11 protein-coding genes and 1 riboswitch are annotated in these 15,543 nt (G+C 58.9%); of the genes, 6 read left to right on the forward strand and 5 right to left on the reverse strand.

Features of this window, described 5'->3' with window-relative positions:
• Positions 1-2: 2 nt before the first annotated feature.
• Genes Q5Q88_RS01325 through Q5Q88_RS01340 form a run of 4 tightly spaced genes read right to left on the reverse strand, consistent with a single transcriptional unit; the run spans position 3 to position 7,493 of the window.
• Positions 3-2,798, reverse strand: coding sequence for a DEAD/DEAH box helicase family protein (locus Q5Q88_RS01325; protein WP_302741323.1), 2,796 nt, complete (start codon positions 2,796-2,798; stop codon positions 3-5).
• Positions 2,791-4,494, reverse strand: coding sequence for a site-specific DNA-methyltransferase (locus Q5Q88_RS01330; RefSeq protein WP_294159226.1), 1,704 nt, complete (start codon positions 4,492-4,494; stop codon positions 2,791-2,793). The genes Q5Q88_RS01325 and Q5Q88_RS01330 overlap by 8 nt, the downstream gene beginning before the upstream one ends.
• Positions 4,495-4,503: 9 nt before the next feature.
• Positions 4,504-7,347, reverse strand: coding sequence for an SNF2-related protein (locus Q5Q88_RS01335; RefSeq protein WP_302741325.1), 2,844 nt, complete (start codon positions 7,345-7,347; stop codon positions 4,504-4,506).
• Positions 7,347-7,493, reverse strand: coding sequence for a hypothetical protein (locus Q5Q88_RS01340; RefSeq protein WP_294159230.1), 147 nt, complete (start codon positions 7,491-7,493; stop codon positions 7,347-7,349). The genes Q5Q88_RS01335 and Q5Q88_RS01340 overlap by 1 nt, the downstream gene beginning before the upstream one ends.
• A gap of 143 nt (positions 7,494-7,636) precedes the next feature.
• On the opposite strand from Q5Q88_RS01340, the gene Q5Q88_RS01345 reads away from it, so the two are divergent.
• The 3 genes from Q5Q88_RS01345 to Q5Q88_RS01355 all read left to right on the forward strand — a co-directional run bounded on the left by Q5Q88_RS01345 (position 7,637) and on the right by Q5Q88_RS01355 (position 11,842).
• Positions 7,637-7,882 carry a helix-turn-helix domain-containing protein gene (locus Q5Q88_RS01345; RefSeq protein ID WP_233546117.1) on the forward strand — a complete coding sequence of 82 codons (246 nt, stop codon included), beginning with the start codon at positions 7,637-7,639 and terminating at the stop codon, positions 7,880-7,882.
• Positions 7,883-8,606: 724 nt separating this feature from the next.
• The gene (gene aspS, locus Q5Q88_RS01350) at positions 8,607-10,361 is read left to right on the forward strand and encodes an aspartate--tRNA ligase (protein WP_302741511.1); all 1,755 of its coding nucleotides are present in this window, start codon (positions 8,607-8,609) and stop codon (positions 10,359-10,361) included.
• A gap of 590 nt (positions 10,362-10,951) precedes the next feature.
• Positions 10,952-11,842 carry an ROK family protein gene (locus Q5Q88_RS01355; protein WP_302741329.1) on the forward strand — a complete coding sequence of 297 codons (891 nt, stop codon included), beginning with the start codon at positions 10,952-10,954 and terminating at the stop codon, positions 11,840-11,842.
• A 111-nt stretch (positions 11,843-11,953) separates the two neighbouring features.
• Here Q5Q88_RS01355 and Q5Q88_RS01360 read toward each other — a convergent pair whose 3' ends face one another.
• Positions 11,954-12,508, reverse strand: coding sequence for an NADPH-dependent FMN reductase (locus Q5Q88_RS01360; RefSeq protein WP_118654412.1), 555 nt, complete (start codon positions 12,506-12,508; stop codon positions 11,954-11,956).
• 348 nt (positions 12,509-12,856) lie between these two features.
• Between Q5Q88_RS01360 and Q5Q88_RS01365 the strand changes: the two genes are divergently transcribed.
• The 3 genes from Q5Q88_RS01365 (at position 12,857) to Q5Q88_RS01375 (ending at position 15,491) form a co-directional block, all read left to right on the forward strand.
• Positions 12,857-13,789, forward strand: a complete 933-nt coding sequence (locus tag Q5Q88_RS01365; protein ID WP_302741332.1) for a type I phosphomannose isomerase catalytic subunit — start codon at positions 12,857-12,859, stop codon at positions 13,787-13,789.
• A gap of 226 nt (positions 13,790-14,015) precedes the next feature.
• Positions 14,016-14,202: riboswitch (TPP riboswitch) on the forward strand.
• Between the two features lie 73 nt (positions 14,203-14,275).
• Entirely contained in the window at positions 14,276-14,584 is a 309-nt protein-coding gene (locus tag Q5Q88_RS01370) for a thiamine-binding protein (protein WP_118654414.1), read from the forward strand.
• 154 nt (positions 14,585-14,738) lie between these two features.
• Positions 14,739-15,491 carry an ABC transporter permease gene (locus Q5Q88_RS01375; protein WP_302741335.1) on the forward strand — a complete coding sequence of 251 codons (753 nt, stop codon included), beginning with the start codon at positions 14,739-14,741 and terminating at the stop codon, positions 15,489-15,491.
• Positions 15,492-15,543: the final 52 nt, after the last annotated feature.

Raw genomic sequence — 15,543 nt, forward strand, 5'->3', positions numbered from 1 at the left:
CTCTATAGGGGCATTTGACTGCTGTCGTACTCGATGGACGCCGCAACGACCCCGTCAAAAGTGAAGTTCAACCGTACGTTGTCATGGGGAATCACATCATACTCCCAGGGTTTACCGTTGTGATCGGCGTTCCATTCGGTAACGGCTCGGCAGTACTCTCGCGCAGCCTTTGCCTTGGCACGAACGTCTTCATTGTCGACGTCCTTCGCCGCTTTGGTTTCGATCATGTAAATGCGATTGTCGGTCTCAACGATGAAGTCGGGCTCATACCGTTTCGTGGCGGCAGAGTCATAGTAGATATTGAACTGCTTCGGCGAGGGTCTCATCCATCGTAGAACAGCGCCATCATTTTCGAGGATTATAGCGAGTGTTCTCTCAGTGTTGCTGTCGAACTTGTATAGGGTGTGGCACGCCTTCTTGAACCCTCCAAAAACCTTTGAGTGCACCTCTCCAACGGGCACGTTGGAGTGCAGGTCGAAAATGTCTTCGGCTGCCATCTTGCTGCCAAAGCCGCTCTCTATCTTCGAGAACGGACGCATCTGGACGGTCTCGTACCCGGTCTCCTCTCGGTAGAAGTGCTCATTCATTTGAAGGTAGATCATCTCGGCGATGCCCTTCTGATGTTCGCGCATCACCTGCTCGGCATCGTCTTCATTGAGGTAGGTGAGAAGGTGTTCCTTGAGCTCGCCGATGAGCGAGTACAGCAGGTCGGCGCACTCGCCGTATTCGATGTTGTCGCGCACGATGATGTGGCGAACGATTCCATTTTCCGGGGTATCGACGTGCGTCTCGGCAGCACTGCTGACGTCCAAGCTTACGGTGCGGCCACCTTCTATGAGTTCGGTGCCAACGAGTTTGTCTCCCGTCGGCCTCCAATTCATGTTTCGCGTGTTCAAATGGAACGGGTGGTAGCCGCGCTTCACTTTGGCGAATGGCAGAACAACAGCCCGGGGGATTGGGATGATGCTGTCGGTGAGCGCCTGCACGCAGGCTTTCATGGTGGTTTTAACGACGGATGTTAGTCTTTCCTCGGAGAGGCTGAGTCCCGGGAACTGGCGCATGGTCTCGTGGGCTACGCTTGTCGTGGCTATCTCGAGGGTTCGCTCATCGCTGATCGCATCGAACGTCCGGACCTGCTTGTTGAGCTCCTCTGTCGTTTTCGATGAGAGGGCGGCGACGAACCGAGCGACTTCTTCCATCTTCTCGGCAGTTTCCGTCTCTTCGGGCGAGGTTGCGCCGACGGCGTCTTTCAACGCCAGGGCGACATGGCCGACAAAGCTCTCATCGCCGGTGGCGGTGTCATAGACCGTGGGCATCTCGACCGTTGTCTGCGCTTGGGGGACATTGCCTCCAAGGGAGGGATCAATGAAGTAGACTTTGCGGACGAGCGAGTTTGGGTCATTCGCCTGCTTGATGATCTCGGCGTATTTGTTGTGGCTCACAATGGTGAGGCGGTCGATATGCTCATCTCCCGTGCGGCTGCCGTAAGGCAGGCGAAGGCCGCGGCCAATCGTCTGCTCAGTGAGGGTGTCGGAGGCGGAGGTGCGCAGCGGAACGATGGTGTAGAGGTTGGTGACGTCCCAGCCCTCTTTGAGCATGTTCACGTGGATGACGATTTCAACTTTGTTGTCCGGTCGCTCGAGGGAGAGCAGAAGCTCAATGTTCTCGTCCTTCTCGGCGCCCTTCTTTGTGGAGTTAACCTCTATGACCTTGCCGTGGTAATAACCCCCGAAGAAATCGTTGGACGTAACGTACTCCATGATGTGCTTCGAGTGCTCCGTGTCTTTTGCGACCACCAATACAAATGGCTTGACGAATGGTTTGCCGAAGGTGCGGGAGTAAACCTCGAGACGGCTTTTTGTGTCCTCGTGGAGGCGCAGACCGTCAAGGAGCTTGATGCGGTCGAGTTGCTCTTCGGTGTAGTCCTCGGGTCGGAAGTTCTCTCGAGTGGCAACGAGGGGCACCTTTACGTACATCCCGTCGTTGAGGGCATGCGCCAGCGAATATTCGTATACGACGTTTCGGAAGTCGATTTTCTTCGCGCCCTTTTGGATCTGAGGGGTCGCGGTCAGCTCCACGCCGAGAATCGGACGCAGGTCGTTGATGACCTCGAAACTCTTGTCGGCATGATAATGGTGGCTCTCGTCCATGAAGATACAGAGGTCGGGAAGGGATTGGAGGTACTCGAAGTAGGACTGGCCGAGTATCTCGTTAAGCCTTTTTGTTCGAGCACCGCCCTTCTTGCCGTCCTTGCTTTCGGAATTGAATTTGGCGATGTTGAAGACGTTGATGACGACGTCGTTGACGCCGAGGGCGCCCTGTCTGAAGTCTCCGTAGTTATCGCCGTCGATGATTCGGGGAGGGTTGACGAACTTGTCGAGCCCGCGGAACACGTACTTTGGGTTTGCAGGGTTGCCGAGATCGTCCTTGAGCTTGCGGTAGATCGTCAGGTTGGGGGCCATGACGAAGAAGTTCCTGATTCCCTTCTCATAGTGTAAGTAGGCGATGCAGGCGCCCATCAGCCTCGTCTTGCCGATGCCTGTGGCGAGGGCGAAGCATATGGAAGGGAAATCGCGCTCGAAGGACGTGAGCGTGGGGTAATGCTCGCGTACATTGCGCAGGTCCTCGTCATAGAACGAGGAATCCGCGTCTGCAGGCTTCTTTGTGAGGCTCAGAATGTCGCAGATCCGCGCGAACACCTCGAGACTCTCGTGCTGAGGGGTGCGTAGAGAGAGCACGTTGCTGATGTACTTTGAGCTATAGCTGTAGTAGCGCTTGCTATAGGGTTCCTTAATCATCTTCCCGCTCCTCGTCGTCGCAGACGGGCAGGTCGACGATGTTCAGGTTGTAGTTGTCCACGCCGTACTCGCACTTGGCGAGGACGGACTGCGGGATCTTCTTAACGGTGATATTGTCGTACCGCTTGTTGAGATCGAGGTCGAATGCCGGGGCGCACACGAGAAGGCTCTCCAGCGGATCCATATCGGAGGCGATCCCATCGAGCATTCCTGCGGTCAGGTATTGCGTGGTGACGTAGATGTAGCTCTTGTCCTGGCTGTAACCCTGTTTCCAGAACACGTCTGGATCCGGGGCGTAGCGGAAGCCGTTGAGCTTGGTGACGGCTGCAACGAGCATCTCAGGGCTGTATTGCTCGGAGAATACAGGGTTGCCGCGACTATCGATTGCTATGAGGCTGGGAGCAAGTTCGAAAAAGCGGTATCCTCCACCTCCACGCCAGCTGACCAAATCGGTAATTCCCGTTTCGTCATTTCCATCGATGACCTTTTTCAATCTCGGTATGCAATGCGTATATGCATGGCCCCCCAGCTCGATGCCAATCCATCTCCTGTTCATCTTCTGCGCAACAGCGGCGGTTGTTCCCGAGCCGAGAAAAGAGTCGAGAACAAAATCGCCCTCATTTGTGCAAAGCGAGATTACTTTCTTGATCAGCCTTTCTGGTTTCTTGCTGTTCGCAAACAGGACTCCGCCCTCTTGGCCGACTCCACCAGTGGTCTTTATATCCAACCAGAGGTCTCCCTGATTCTGAGACAAATTATCCGATGCGAATATCACTTGGACGCGCGGCTGCTTTGCATTCATGTCGACACGCGTATTGACGAGATAGATCAGGCCCGATGATGATGGGACTGCCATAACATCTTGGTCTAGCAGATGTGTGTTCTTTGCTATCTTAAAAACACTTGTCGAGCCTACCGCCTGGATAATGTACTTCGCATGCGCGAACTTCCAAGACTCCTCTTCTTCTTTCGGAAGTCCCAATCCCTTGAAATGCTTTGCGAGCGATACAACCTTGCCTCTTGATAGTATTGAATTGCATCTGTTTAACGTCGCTTCCGTTGCCCCTTCAGAGGAATGCAGTATATTATGCAGCTCGTCGATCTCGTCATCGGAGATGCCAGTGAGAAGCTGCTTGTATTCGTTGTTCCATTCCTGCAAGGGCACTTTTTCAGGAGTAATTAACGGTGGTTGCGCCTTATAATAGACAAGGATGTATTCTTTCAGTTTTGGGAGGCGCTTGTCGGCGTGTGCCATTTTCACGCCAGAAGCCTCACTCATTTTAACGGTTATAGTGTTGAGTCGATTCTTTCTGCCGAATATCTCATCGAGCAGAACCGTCAAATAGGCCTGCTCGTTATCATCTATTTGAACGAACAAGAGGCCATCATCGGCTAATAGACTGCGGAGAATCTCAAGTCGGGGCTTCATGAGATCAAGCCAAATCGAGTGCTCTAGATTGTCGTCATAATATTCGAACGCAGCTCCAGTGTTGTACGGCGGATCGATATAGATGCATTTCATTTTGCCGGCATAGTCCTGTTCAAGCGCCTTGAGCGCGAGCAGGTTGTCGCCGTGGATGAGCATATTACCAGTATCAGGATCTCCGTAGTCCATCGATGGATCGTGGATAAGGATGCGAGGCTCAACCTCAGGCTCTTCGCCCTTACCGATCCAAGTTAGCTCGAGTCTCTGCATATTATTCTCCTATTCAACCTCAAAGGAAATGGTCATGATTCGTTCGAGCTCGCTGTTGCCGCGAAGCTTCTCGCGCATCTCGGCTTGGAGCTGCTCGTTTTGTGCTTCGATTTCGTCCTCACGGTCATAGAGGTCTCGCTGCATCCGCTTTCGCTTACGCTTCAACTCTTCCAGCTCGTCCTTGACGGCAAGCATTTCGTCTAGGGGGAGGTCGGTGCTGTTGCGGAATTCACGGTTCTTTTCGGTGACCGCCTTTTTTATGTCGTTCAGCTCGCGCTGGAGACCTTCCTTTAGGTCCTCGCTGTACGCGTCCAACTTGGCGCATTCGTCTAAGTAGTACTGCTTGTTTGCCGCCTCGATGGCTCGCTGACGCTGTTCGACGCGCTCCTTGCGGAGTGCTTCCACCTCACCGTTAACGGCACCCGCCGCATCGGTCAATTCGGCGGGAAGTTCGAAAAGGGTGTTTACGAGGTCTTCGTCTAGCTGGCGCCCATCGTCCGTGACGGCGGTGATGACCAAATGCTCTTCCTCTCCAATGCCGGAGTAGGAGAGCTTGTCGATCGTGATGACACCCCTGATCCCAGGGTGCTCATCGAGATAAGAGACTCGCCTGTCGCTGTTGCTGTAAAGGAACTTGACCGATCCAAAAGGCAGGTCAATGGACTTCGCCTCATCAATCCAGTGAAGATACCTTGGGTCATCTCGACGCAAGAAGGTGTCGCCTTCATCCTCAGCGTCTCGCCACTGCAGGTTGTACACACGCCCGCTCGGGTCTCCGCCGAATCGGAATCTCAGCTTGTTTTCGGGGGTAACGCGCTCGGCCCCGTGGGCAAGCAGGAAGAACAACGTCCATTGACTGAACTTGTCTAGGCTGGCGACGGTGCTCGTTTGACAGTCCTTGAGACGGGCTGCCACATCTTCGTCGAAGTTCTCGAGGATTGAGTGACGGGCCTCGACCATCTTCTCATCGATGCTCTCGGCGAGCTCGTCCTGCAGCGCGTCGAACTCCGCCTGTATCTCGTCGGAGGTCTTGCACTTCTGATAGATCCCGGCGATGCGTTTCTCGAAGTCGACGCCGGACTCGATGGACCCGATGACCTCGTCCGAGGAGCCGAAGACTCCATTGAAGAGGTTGAACTTCTCGGACAGCAGCTCGTAAACACGGACGTCCGCGGCGTTCCTCTTGTTGAGGAAGTTGATGACCACGACGTCGTTCTTCTGGCCGTAGCGGTGGCATCGTCCGATGCGCTGCTCAATGCGCTGGGGGTTCCAGGGGAGGTCGTAGTTCACGAGCAGGCTGCAGAACTGGAGGTTGATTCCCTCGGCAGCCGCCTCGGTGCCAATGAGTATGCTGGCACGGTCGCGGAATTCCTCGACGACGGCCGCCTTCATATCCGCCTGCCGCGATCCCGATATTGCTCCGTCGCCGTCGTGGCGTTGCTTCCAGTCCTCGTAGATGCGCTTTGACACCTCGTCATTGTTCGAGCCGTTGAGGAATACGATCTTGTCCTCGTAGCCGTTGTCCGAGAGCAGCCTTAGCAGGTATTCCTGCGTGCGTCGCGACTCGGTGAAGATGACCGCTTTGCGTTTTCCACCGAGCTCCTCAATCTTCGCGAAGCCTTTCTCAAGCGCGAAGAGGAGGTTATCGCCCTTTGCGTTGTGTGTGATGCTGTTTGCGAGTGAGGCATACTCGTTCAGTCGCTCGAGCTCGAGGAGTATCTTGTCGCGCTCTTGCACAAGGTTGGGGGCGCCGATGTCTTCCTCGTCTTGATTTCCGTCCATAAGGTCGCCGTACGCGTCGTAGTCACTCATATCCAGATCGCCTTCGACGCCTGCCAGTAGTCCCTCCAGGCGTTCGATCAGCGAAGATAGCGTGCCGGAGATGGCGAACGACGACGAGGCGAGCAGCTTCCGCAGGACCATCGTGATGAGGGTGCGCTGACCTTGCGGGAGCGCATAGAGCTTGTCTGATTGGAGGTAGTCGGAGATGCCGTTGTAGAGTTCTTCCTCCTCGGCAGAAGGAGCGTATTCCTGCAGGATGGCGTGCCTGTTCGTGTAGCGGATGTATTCAGTTACCTGTTTGCGCAGTGTGCGGTGGCAAATGTGCTGGAGCCTGTCCTTAAGGTTCTTGTTCCGCAGATCAACGTTCGAGGCCGTAACATACATGTCTCGGAACGTCCTCGCGTCGCCAAATGCGTGATCATCGATGATGCTGGCGAGGCCATATAGCTCCATGAGGTTGTTTTGAAGCGGCGTTGCCGTGAGAAGTAGTTTTTTGCGGCCGTCTAGGGCGCGCTTGAGCTTCTTACCAGTGACGTTGCTCTTTTTGTAGACGTTTCTCAGGCGGTGCGCCTCGTCCATGATGACAAGGTCCCATGGGACCGTGCGGATTTCGGCATCCTTCCTTGCGGCGAAGTTGTATGAGCAGATCACCACGCGGCCATCGATGTCGAAGGGGTTGGGCTTGCCCTCACGCTTTGCCTTATTGAACGGAGTCGCCTCCATGAGGATGGAGTCGATAAAGAATTTCTCGGTGAGCTCTTGTCGCCACTGCATGCGCAGTGACGCCGGAACGATGAGCAGGATTTTTCTTTTGCGTTCAGCCCAGAACTGGGAGAGCACGAGTCCCGCCTCGATGGTCTTTCCGAGTCCGACCTCATCGGCGAGAAGCGCTCCAGAGGACAACGGGGACCTCAGTGCAAAGAGCGCGGCGTCAACTTGGTGTGGGTTGAGATCGACCTTTGTGCCCGACATTGCGGACGCGAGATTGTCGACGCTGGACTGCGGCCTCTTGAGCGAAAGTTGTTCGGCGAAGTAGCGCGTCTGATATTGGGTGTACTTGGGGGCTGCCATTACCGCATCGCCTCCACCTGCTGAATCGGTCCCTGGCGAACGGGTGCGTTGGGATTCATGTCGAGCATGGCGTTTACCTCGCGCTCGTTGGTAAACACCTCGCCGTGGTCTTGCACCCGCTGCTTTGATTTGACCTGCTGAGCCATGCCATTTCTCCATGTGTACGATATATAGTACAGCAGTGTAGCCCAATTCTGGTATGTACGAAATATCAGACACTGTACGGAATATGAGTCAATACGATGGACTCATGAAGAGAGACGAGACATGTGAGTACGTATGCAAGAAGGTGGGCGAGAACATCGGCCGTCTTCGGGAAGAGCATGAAGTTTCACAGGCTGAGCTTGCCCGGCGAATCGAGGTAAGCCGTCCTAATCTCAATAAGGTTGAAAGCGGCAATCAAAACTTCTCGCTCGACTATCTCGTCCTGATCGCAAATGGTCTGGACATTCCCGTTATCGAGTTCTTCTCCGGCTTGGAAAAAGATTCCCCGCGGGTCATCCTCGAGAAGAGCAGGGCCGCCGACCGGCAATAGGGCCTGTCCGTCGTCCGGTGACAGCGCATTGTCCCTTTATAGCAGCGGATTCTCCCTGCTCATGTGCTCCTAATGTCGAATGGTGGAAGTTCCTAATGTCAGATTTGGGAACATTGCCAACCATTTAAATGGAGCTGGATTAGACCCATGTGCACACAAGCGATGGCTGTTGCAATGTCGAACGTGTCGGCTCGGTTTCAGTCTATGTAGGTCCGATAATGTATCAAATCGTGATTTATATAATCGTGATATGATGAATCCAGATTCTCAAAAAGAGGGTGGGCAGCATGGGCTTGATCGAGTGGAACTTGTTGACGCCGTTGACCTCGTGAGCTGATGTTCGGGGTGTTGGGGCGGTTGACCTGCTGGGCAAACCGTTCGGGGCTCTTGCCGCCATGTAATTCTGCCATTGGCATGCCCGACCCCACCCTCCAATGTTCCCAGCGTGTTAAGACCGCGTGAGCCGGGCGCTCTTCTGTGATGGAGTGCCCTGCTTTCCGCTATCCTAGTGAGCTGTCGCGCGCGGAGGGCCGCTGTGGCGAGGGGCGATTTCATCGTCGATCCCGGCAGCCGGAATCCGTGTTCGCGATATGCCGAGCCGCGCTGTCTACGCGCCCCGGCAGTCTGTACACCAGCCGCCCGCTTACGGCACGGGGCGGCACAGATCAACAAGGAGGAAGCAGTGGCACAAGACTGCACCACCAACCCCGCCAACATGCATTCCATGCACACCCGCACCTGTGGCGAGCTCCGCTCCGCCAATATCGGCGAGGAGGTTACCCTCACCGGTTGGGTGAGCCGTCGCCGCGACCACGGCGGCCTGATCTTCTGCGACCTGCGCGACCGTGAGGGCATCACGCAGATCAACTTCGACCCCGAGCACTCCGACGGCGACGCCTTCAAGATCGCCGAGACCATGCGTCCCGAGTGGCCCATCCTCGTGCACGGCATCGTGCGCGACCGCGGCCACGACGCGGTGAACCCCAAGCTCGCCACCGGCGAGATCGAGGTCCTCGTCGACCACGCGCAGGTGCTCAACCGCTCCAAGACCCCGCCGTTCCAGATCGAGGACGGCATCGAAACCGCTGAGGACACGCGTCTGCGTTACCGCTACCTGGACCTCCGCCGTCCGGAGATGGCCGCGCGCCTGCGCCTGCGCTCCGATTTCACCTTCGCCATCCGCTCGGCTCTCCACGACCGCGCCTTCACTGAGGTCGAGACGCCGGCCCTGTTCAAGTCCACGCCCGAGGGCGCTCGCGACTTCGTGGTGCCCAGCCGCCTGCAGCCCGGCAACTTCTACGCCCTGCCGCAGTCCCCGCAGCTGCTCAAGCAGCTGCTCATGGTCGGTGGCGTCGAGCGCTACTACCAGGTTGCCAAGTGCTTCCGCGATGAGGACCTGCGCGCCGACCGCCAGCCCGAGTTCACGCAGGTGGACATCGAGATGAGCTTCGTGGAGCAAGACGACGTCATGGCGCAGCTCGAAGACGTGCTCGCCGACGCGTTCGCCAAGGTGGGCGTCGAGATGCCCACGCCGCTGCGCCGCATCTCCTACTGGGACGCCATGGACACCTACGGCTCCGACAAGCCCGACACCCGCTTTGGCATGGAGCTCGTGGAACTCACCGACGTGTTCGCCGGATCCGCCTTCAAGGTGTTCGCCAGTGCCGCGAACACGCAGGGCCACGTGGTCAAGGCCATCAACGCCAAGGGTGCCGGCAGCTGGCCGCGTGCTCAGATCGACAAGCTCGCCAAGGTCGCCGCGACCTTCGGTGCCAAGGGCCTGGCATGGATCGCCTTCCGCGAGGACGGCTCCATGAACAGTCCCATCGTCAAGTTCTTCACCGACGAGGAGATGGCCGAGCTCCGTCGCCGCTGCGACGTCGAGCCCGGCGACCTGGTGATGTTCGCCGCCGGCCCGCGCCTCGAGGCAAACGAGATCCTCGGCGGCATGCGCTGTCACATGGCCGACGCGCTGGAGCTCCCGCGCGAGGGCCACGACTTCCTGTGGGTCGTGAACTTCCCGCTGTTCCATTGGGACGAGGAGGGCAAGCGCTACGAGGCGGAGCACCAGCCCTTCACGCTGCCCCACATCGACGAGCTGCACCTGCTCGACGAGGACCCGCTCAAGATGGGCTCCTGCACCTACGACTTCGTCATGGACGGCTTCGAGGCCGGCGGTGGCGGCATGCGCATCCACGACTCCGAGCTGCAGCTCAGGATGCTCGAGTTTATGGGCTTCACCGAGGAGCGCGCCCGCGCGCAGTTCGGCTTCCTCATGGAGGCCCTCGAGTTCGGCGCCCCGCCGATGGGCGGCTTCGCGCTCGGCCTCGACCGCGTGTGCATGCTGCTTGCCGGCACCGACTCCATTCGCGACGTCATGGCGTTCCCCAAGACCAGCAGCGGCTCCGACCTCATGTCCGCGGCTCCGTCCGAGGTGAGCCTAGCGCAGCTCAAGGAAGTCGGCCTGCGCCTGGAGTAGCCTCGCTTTTCCAGGCACCCCACCTCGCCCTTCAATCGTCGGGCGCCGCACGCAAGGCGTGCGCCCTCCTCTTTCAGAGCGATCTGGGGCACCTGGAAAACCGAGCGGCTGCGCGAGGCGCCCGACCTTGCCCCTCAATTTGGGGACAGACACGTAATTGAGGTTCAAATCTTGCACTTGATGGGGAGGCAGCCAGTTGGCCGCCTCCCCATCTTACAAATAACGACAATTTGTACCAATGGGGCGCGATGTTGGAACTCTCGGCGCCGGTGGTTCTAAAGAAGACGAACAAATAATGGAAATATGTCCAATATCGTCATCGCGTGGCATCGCTTAGGGAGTCTCAATCGCGTCTGTTTCTCAAAAATGTCTTCGCCGACGTTGATTTTGGTACAGATTATCGATATTTGTATATGATGGCGCCGAGATGACATAAGGAGTCGGGCTGCGCCTGGGGTAGCTCGCATGTTCGTATCTCAATTTAGTGCCTGTTCCTCAAATGAGGTACCAATCACCTCCGTTGACCATATGGACGGGTATTGGAGTTTTATACTGGGGTGACGGATGAAGCCGACCCGAGGGAGGGCGTTATGGACCAGCAGTTGATCGGTGCGATCGAGGCGGGTGGCACCAAGATGGTGCTGGCGACCGGCTATGCCGATGGAACGATCGTGGAACGTGCGAGCATTCCCACCGAGGAGCCAGCGAAGACGGTTCCCGCCATGGTCGAGTGGTTCGCCGATAAGGGGATCGCCGCTCTGGGTATCGCTGCCTTTGGTCCCACGGCGGTCAATCCCAAATCGCCCGACTACGGTCACATCCTGCAAACGCCTAAGATCGCTTGGCGCGGCTATGACTTCCTTGGCGAAATGGCCCGTGGGCTCAACGTACCCTGCGGCTACGACACCGACGTGAACGGTGCATGCCTGGGCGAGGTCATATACGGTGCGGGCAAGGGCCTCGACAACGTGATCTACATCACGGTGGGCACCGGCATTGGCGCGGGCGTGTACGTTGGCGGGCATCTGCTCCACGGCATGCTGCATCCCGAGGCCGGGCATATCGCGCTTGCGCGCGTGCCGGGCGATGAGGGCGTCGCGTGCAACTGCCCGAGTCATGAGAGCTGCTTCGAGGGCCTCGCCGCCGGTCCCGCCGTGGTCGCCCGGTACGGCGTGGAGCGGGCGTCCGACATGGCCGACGATGAAGGATTCCTCGAGCTCGAGAGCACGTACATCGCCCAAGGTATATGCACGTATATCTATACACTCTCGCCGCAGCGCATCGTGTTGGGCGGTGGCGTGCCCGATCACGCCCCCAAACTCATGGCCCGCGTGCGCGCCAAGGTACTCGAGCAAATCAATGGGTATCTGGCGACGCCCGAGCTCGCGGATATCGATACCTATATCGTGTCGCCCGCCTGCGACGGCAACCAGGGCGTGCTTGGTGCCATCGCCTTGGGCGCCAGAGCACTCGAGGGCTAACACGGGGTTCCCTGCTTCTAACACGAGCACGGTGCCGTAAGGATATCGGATGGCGCCGCGCGGCCAGTTAGATGGCCGCGCGGCGCCCCCGTAAAACGCGCTTTTGTTGCATTAGCGCTCGAGCGCTGCCAGGTAGTCGTCCACGGCCGCCCCAAGGGCACCGAGAGTCCCTGGTTCCGGCGTCAGGACATCGCTGCTCCACTCTTCGGGCGTGAGGGAGATTCCCAGACTCGGCCCGCCGATGATTTGAACACCCATGGCGCTGAACAGCCGTTCTAGATCCTTGCGCATGCCGGCGGTGGCGTTTCGTCCGCCAACGCCGCTGATGGCAGCGCGCTTGCCCTTGATGGCGGACGGGCTGGTGCGGTCATGCTCGTCGAGGGGGCGCGAGAGCCAGTCGAGGAGGTTCTTGAGCCCTCCCGGAATCTGGTAGTTGTATTCGGGCGAGAAGAACCACAGGCCGTCGGCGGCGAGTACGGCGTCGCGAACGCGTTGCACCGCCTCCGGGGCTGGCCACTCGATGTCCTGGTTCATGAGGGGCACATCGCCCCAATCGAGGAAAGTGACCTCGGCGCGATCGCCGATAATGCGTTCGATCTCACGTGCGAGTTGATGGTTAAACGACTGCTTGCGCAGCGAACCGACGATCATGAGGATACGGGGCATGCGAGCTCCTTTCGGATGGTGGGCGCCTTCGCGCGCCCGTATTCACATGGTTCCCGCAGGGCATCAATCAATACCTACCGAATAGGTATACATAAAACGTACGCGAGAGAAGCGTGGGTTCATCATGATGGGGGTGCCTGGCCTACGGGACCCTATCGGCCGCGTGCGCCCCATCGCTTCGCGCGATTCCGCCATCCTGTGACGCTGGGGGGGGGTGCGTGCGGAGGCCCCGCGGCGCTGTGCCGTCGATTCTCTCAGCGTACGTAGTGGGGCGTGAGTACAATAGAGGTCGGATCGGGCGTGCGTGCCTTCGATCCGAATGTCGATTCGCAGGAGAGGATGTAGGCGATGGATTCGATCATCAAGCTCGTGCCCGATTTCAAGGGCAAGATCTGGGGCGGACGCCGCATGGCGAGCGATTTTGGGTATGACATCCCGGATGGCCCCGTGGGCGAGTGCTGGGCCATCTCCGCGCATCCCAACGGCGATGACGTCATCGCCACGGGCGAGTCCGCCGGCAAGACCCTCTCCTGGCTGTGGGCCAACCACCGCGAGCTGTTCGGCAACTGCGAGGGCGACGTGTTTCCGCTGCTCGTGAAGATCATCGACGCCGCCGCCGACCTGTCCATCCAGGTGCATCCCGACGACGCGTACGCCGGCGAGCACGAGAATGGCAGCCTCGGCAAGAAGGAGTGCTGGTACGTCCTGTCCGCCGACGAAGGCGGCACCATCGTCGTCGGTCAGAACGCGCGCTCGCGCGAGGAGTTCGCCCAGATGGTCGAAGAGGGCCGCTGGGATGAGCTGCTCAACGTGATTCCGATCCACGCCGGCGACTTCTTCCAGATCGACCCCGGTTGCGTGCACGCCATCAAGGGCGGCACGGTGATCCTCGAGACGCAGCAGTCGAGCGACGTGACCTACCGCGTGTACGACTACGATCGCCCTGGCGACGACGGCAAACTGCGTCCTCTGCACCTCGAGCAGTCCCTCGACGTCATCGACTACGCCATGGATGCGCCCGAGTCCGGCGAGATCACCGCGCCCGAGGTCGACGGCGTAACGGTGCTCGTGTCCAACGACTGCTACACCGTAGAGCGCCTGCGCGTCGACGGTGAGCTGAAGTTCGCGACGCCCTTCCCCTTCACCTGCGTGAGCGTCATCGAGGGCGACGGCTCGATCAATGGCGAGCCAGTCGTCAAGGGTAGTCACCTGCTGGCACTTTCCGCCTGCGATGAGCTGGTGCTCACGGGCGACATGACGATCATTACCTCGCATCTATAGCGTTTTCATCACGCCGCGGCGCATCGTCGCCATTTCTGCCCGAAAGGGCTCCCGGGTTTCCGAGGTCTTTCCTGTCTTCAATCGAATGCGGCCTTCGGTCGCGAAATCGTCTCGATTTCGTAGCTGAAGGCCACTCTCGGCACGAGCCGGCGAGATATGCGAGCGAGGGCGGTCTTCAATTGCGCGTCCTGGCTGTCCCTCAGCGCCTTGTTGTCCTATACTCACCTGTGTACCAACGGGGAGCTGGCGGAGGCCGGCTGAGAGGAAGCCCGTGGGAGCGGATGCGCTCGCCCGTCAATCGCGGGGTGCCGCGCGTCCATCGGCGATATGCAGCGTCGTCGCCTTTCCCGCACCGCTTCGACCCACAACCTGATCCGGGTAATGCCGGCGTAGGGATTGAGCAGCCTTGCTCCGAGTGAACAGATGCGAGCGGGCCCCTACGGAGATGAGGGGCCCGCTTTTTTGTGACCCCGGAAAGGAAGGCCTATGGAGGCAAGCGTCGCGATCCAGGTCCTGCCCCAGCGCGTGGGCGGCAACGACGAGGTGTGTCGCATCGTCGACGAGGCAATCGCCTACATTCAGACCAAGTTCCCCGACGCATATGTGGGACCCTTTGAGACCACCATTCAGGGCGACTACGACCTGTGCATGGAGGTCGTCGCGGGCGTGAACCGCATCTGCGTCGAGGCGGGCGCGCCCGAGGTCGCCACCTACGTCAAGATTTTCTTCGCACCCGAGGAGGGCGTCCTCACCACCGAGGAGAAGATTTCCAAGTACCACGAGAACGATGCGTAAGGACGCGGGCACATCGAGCACCAAGGCGTGCGGGGGTACCGACGTTCGCGATGGTTCCGCATCACCGGCGACACGAAGTGCGGATATGAACAAGGTTCATGTCGCTGATGGTGCGCATCTGGAATGCAAGGCGGGGTCCCGGACGCGGTCTGCGATGCTCACGAAGCTTGTGGCACCGTTGACCATCGTTGCGCTGCTTGGGCTGTGGCACCTCGCATGCTCGACAGGCCTGGTGCCTCCGTTCATGCTGCCGAGTCCGGTGCGCGTGGTGCGGGCGCTCGTAGATGACTGGCCCTTGCTCGCGGGTCACGCCGCGACCTCGCTTGCCGAGGCGGGCATGGGCTTGGCCACCGGCGTCGCGCTCGGCTTTGTCGCCGCGCTTGCGATGGATCGCTTCGATCTGCTGTACCGCGCGTTCTACCCCATTGTGGTGCTCACTCAGACCATCCCGACCGTCGCCATCGCACCGCTGTTGGTACTGTGGTTTGGCTACGGGATGTTGCCCAAGGTGGTGCTCATCGTGGTCGCCACGTTCTTTCCCATCACGGTGGGATTGCTGGAGGGGTTGCGCTCCGTCGACCCGGACGAGATCGACCTCATGCGTGCCATGGGCGCCTCGCGCCTGCAGATCCTGCACCACGTCAAGCTGCCCGCCGCCCTGCCGCAGCTCTTTAGCGGCCTCAAGATCTCGGCGGCGTATGCCATCGTGGGCGCCGTGATTGCCGAGTGGCTCGGCGGTTTTTCGGGTCTGGGCGTGTACATGACGCGGGTGCGCAAGGCGTATTCGTTCGACAAGATGTTCGCGGTGATCTTTTTGATTTCCGGTCTGAGCTTGGTGCTCATGTGGGTAGTGGATGCGCTTCGCCGCGCGCTCATGCCCTGGGAGCGCCTGTCGCGTGAGCCGTAAGGGACCCGTCGCCGTGGTGTGCCTGCCGTCGTGGACGAGAGGGGTAGGAATG

This window comes from uncultured Collinsella sp., assembly GCF_959026545.1.
Classification (GTDB): Bacteria; Actinomycetota; Coriobacteriia; order Coriobacteriales; family Coriobacteriaceae; genus Collinsella.

Excerpts from the sequence above, each read along its gene's own strand:
- Q5Q88_RS01325 (WP_302741323.1), bottom strand. The coding sequence starts at position 2,798 with ATGATTAAGGAACCCTATAGCAAGCGCTACTACAGCTATAGCTCAAAG.
- Q5Q88_RS01330 (WP_294159226.1), bottom strand. The coding sequence starts at position 4,494 with ATGCAGAGACTCGAGCTAACTTGGATCGGTAAGGGCGAAGAGCCTGAG.
- Q5Q88_RS01335 (WP_302741325.1), bottom strand. The coding sequence starts at position 7,347 with ATGGCAGCCCCCAAGTACACCCAATATCAGACGCGCTACTTCGCCGAA.
- Q5Q88_RS01340 (WP_294159230.1), bottom strand. The coding sequence starts at position 7,493 with ATGGCTCAGCAGGTCAAATCAAAGCAGCGGGTGCAAGACCACGGCGAG.
- aspS (WP_302741511.1), top strand. The coding sequence starts at position 8,607 with ATGCACACCCGCACCTGTGGCGAGCTCCGCTCCGCCAATATCGGCGAG.
- Q5Q88_RS01355 (WP_302741329.1), top strand. The coding sequence starts at position 10,952 with ATGGACCAGCAGTTGATCGGTGCGATCGAGGCGGGTGGCACCAAGATG.
- Q5Q88_RS01360 (WP_118654412.1), bottom strand. The coding sequence starts at position 12,508 with ATGCCCCGTATCCTCATGATCGTCGGTTCGCTGCGCAAGCAGTCGTTT.
- Q5Q88_RS01365 (WP_302741332.1), top strand. The coding sequence starts at position 12,857 with ATGGATTCGATCATCAAGCTCGTGCCCGATTTCAAGGGCAAGATCTGG.
- Q5Q88_RS01370 (WP_118654414.1), top strand. The coding sequence starts at position 14,276 with ATGGAGGCAAGCGTCGCGATCCAGGTCCTGCCCCAGCGCGTGGGCGGC.
- Q5Q88_RS01375 (WP_302741335.1), top strand. The coding sequence starts at position 14,739 with ATGCTCACGAAGCTTGTGGCACCGTTGACCATCGTTGCGCTGCTTGGG.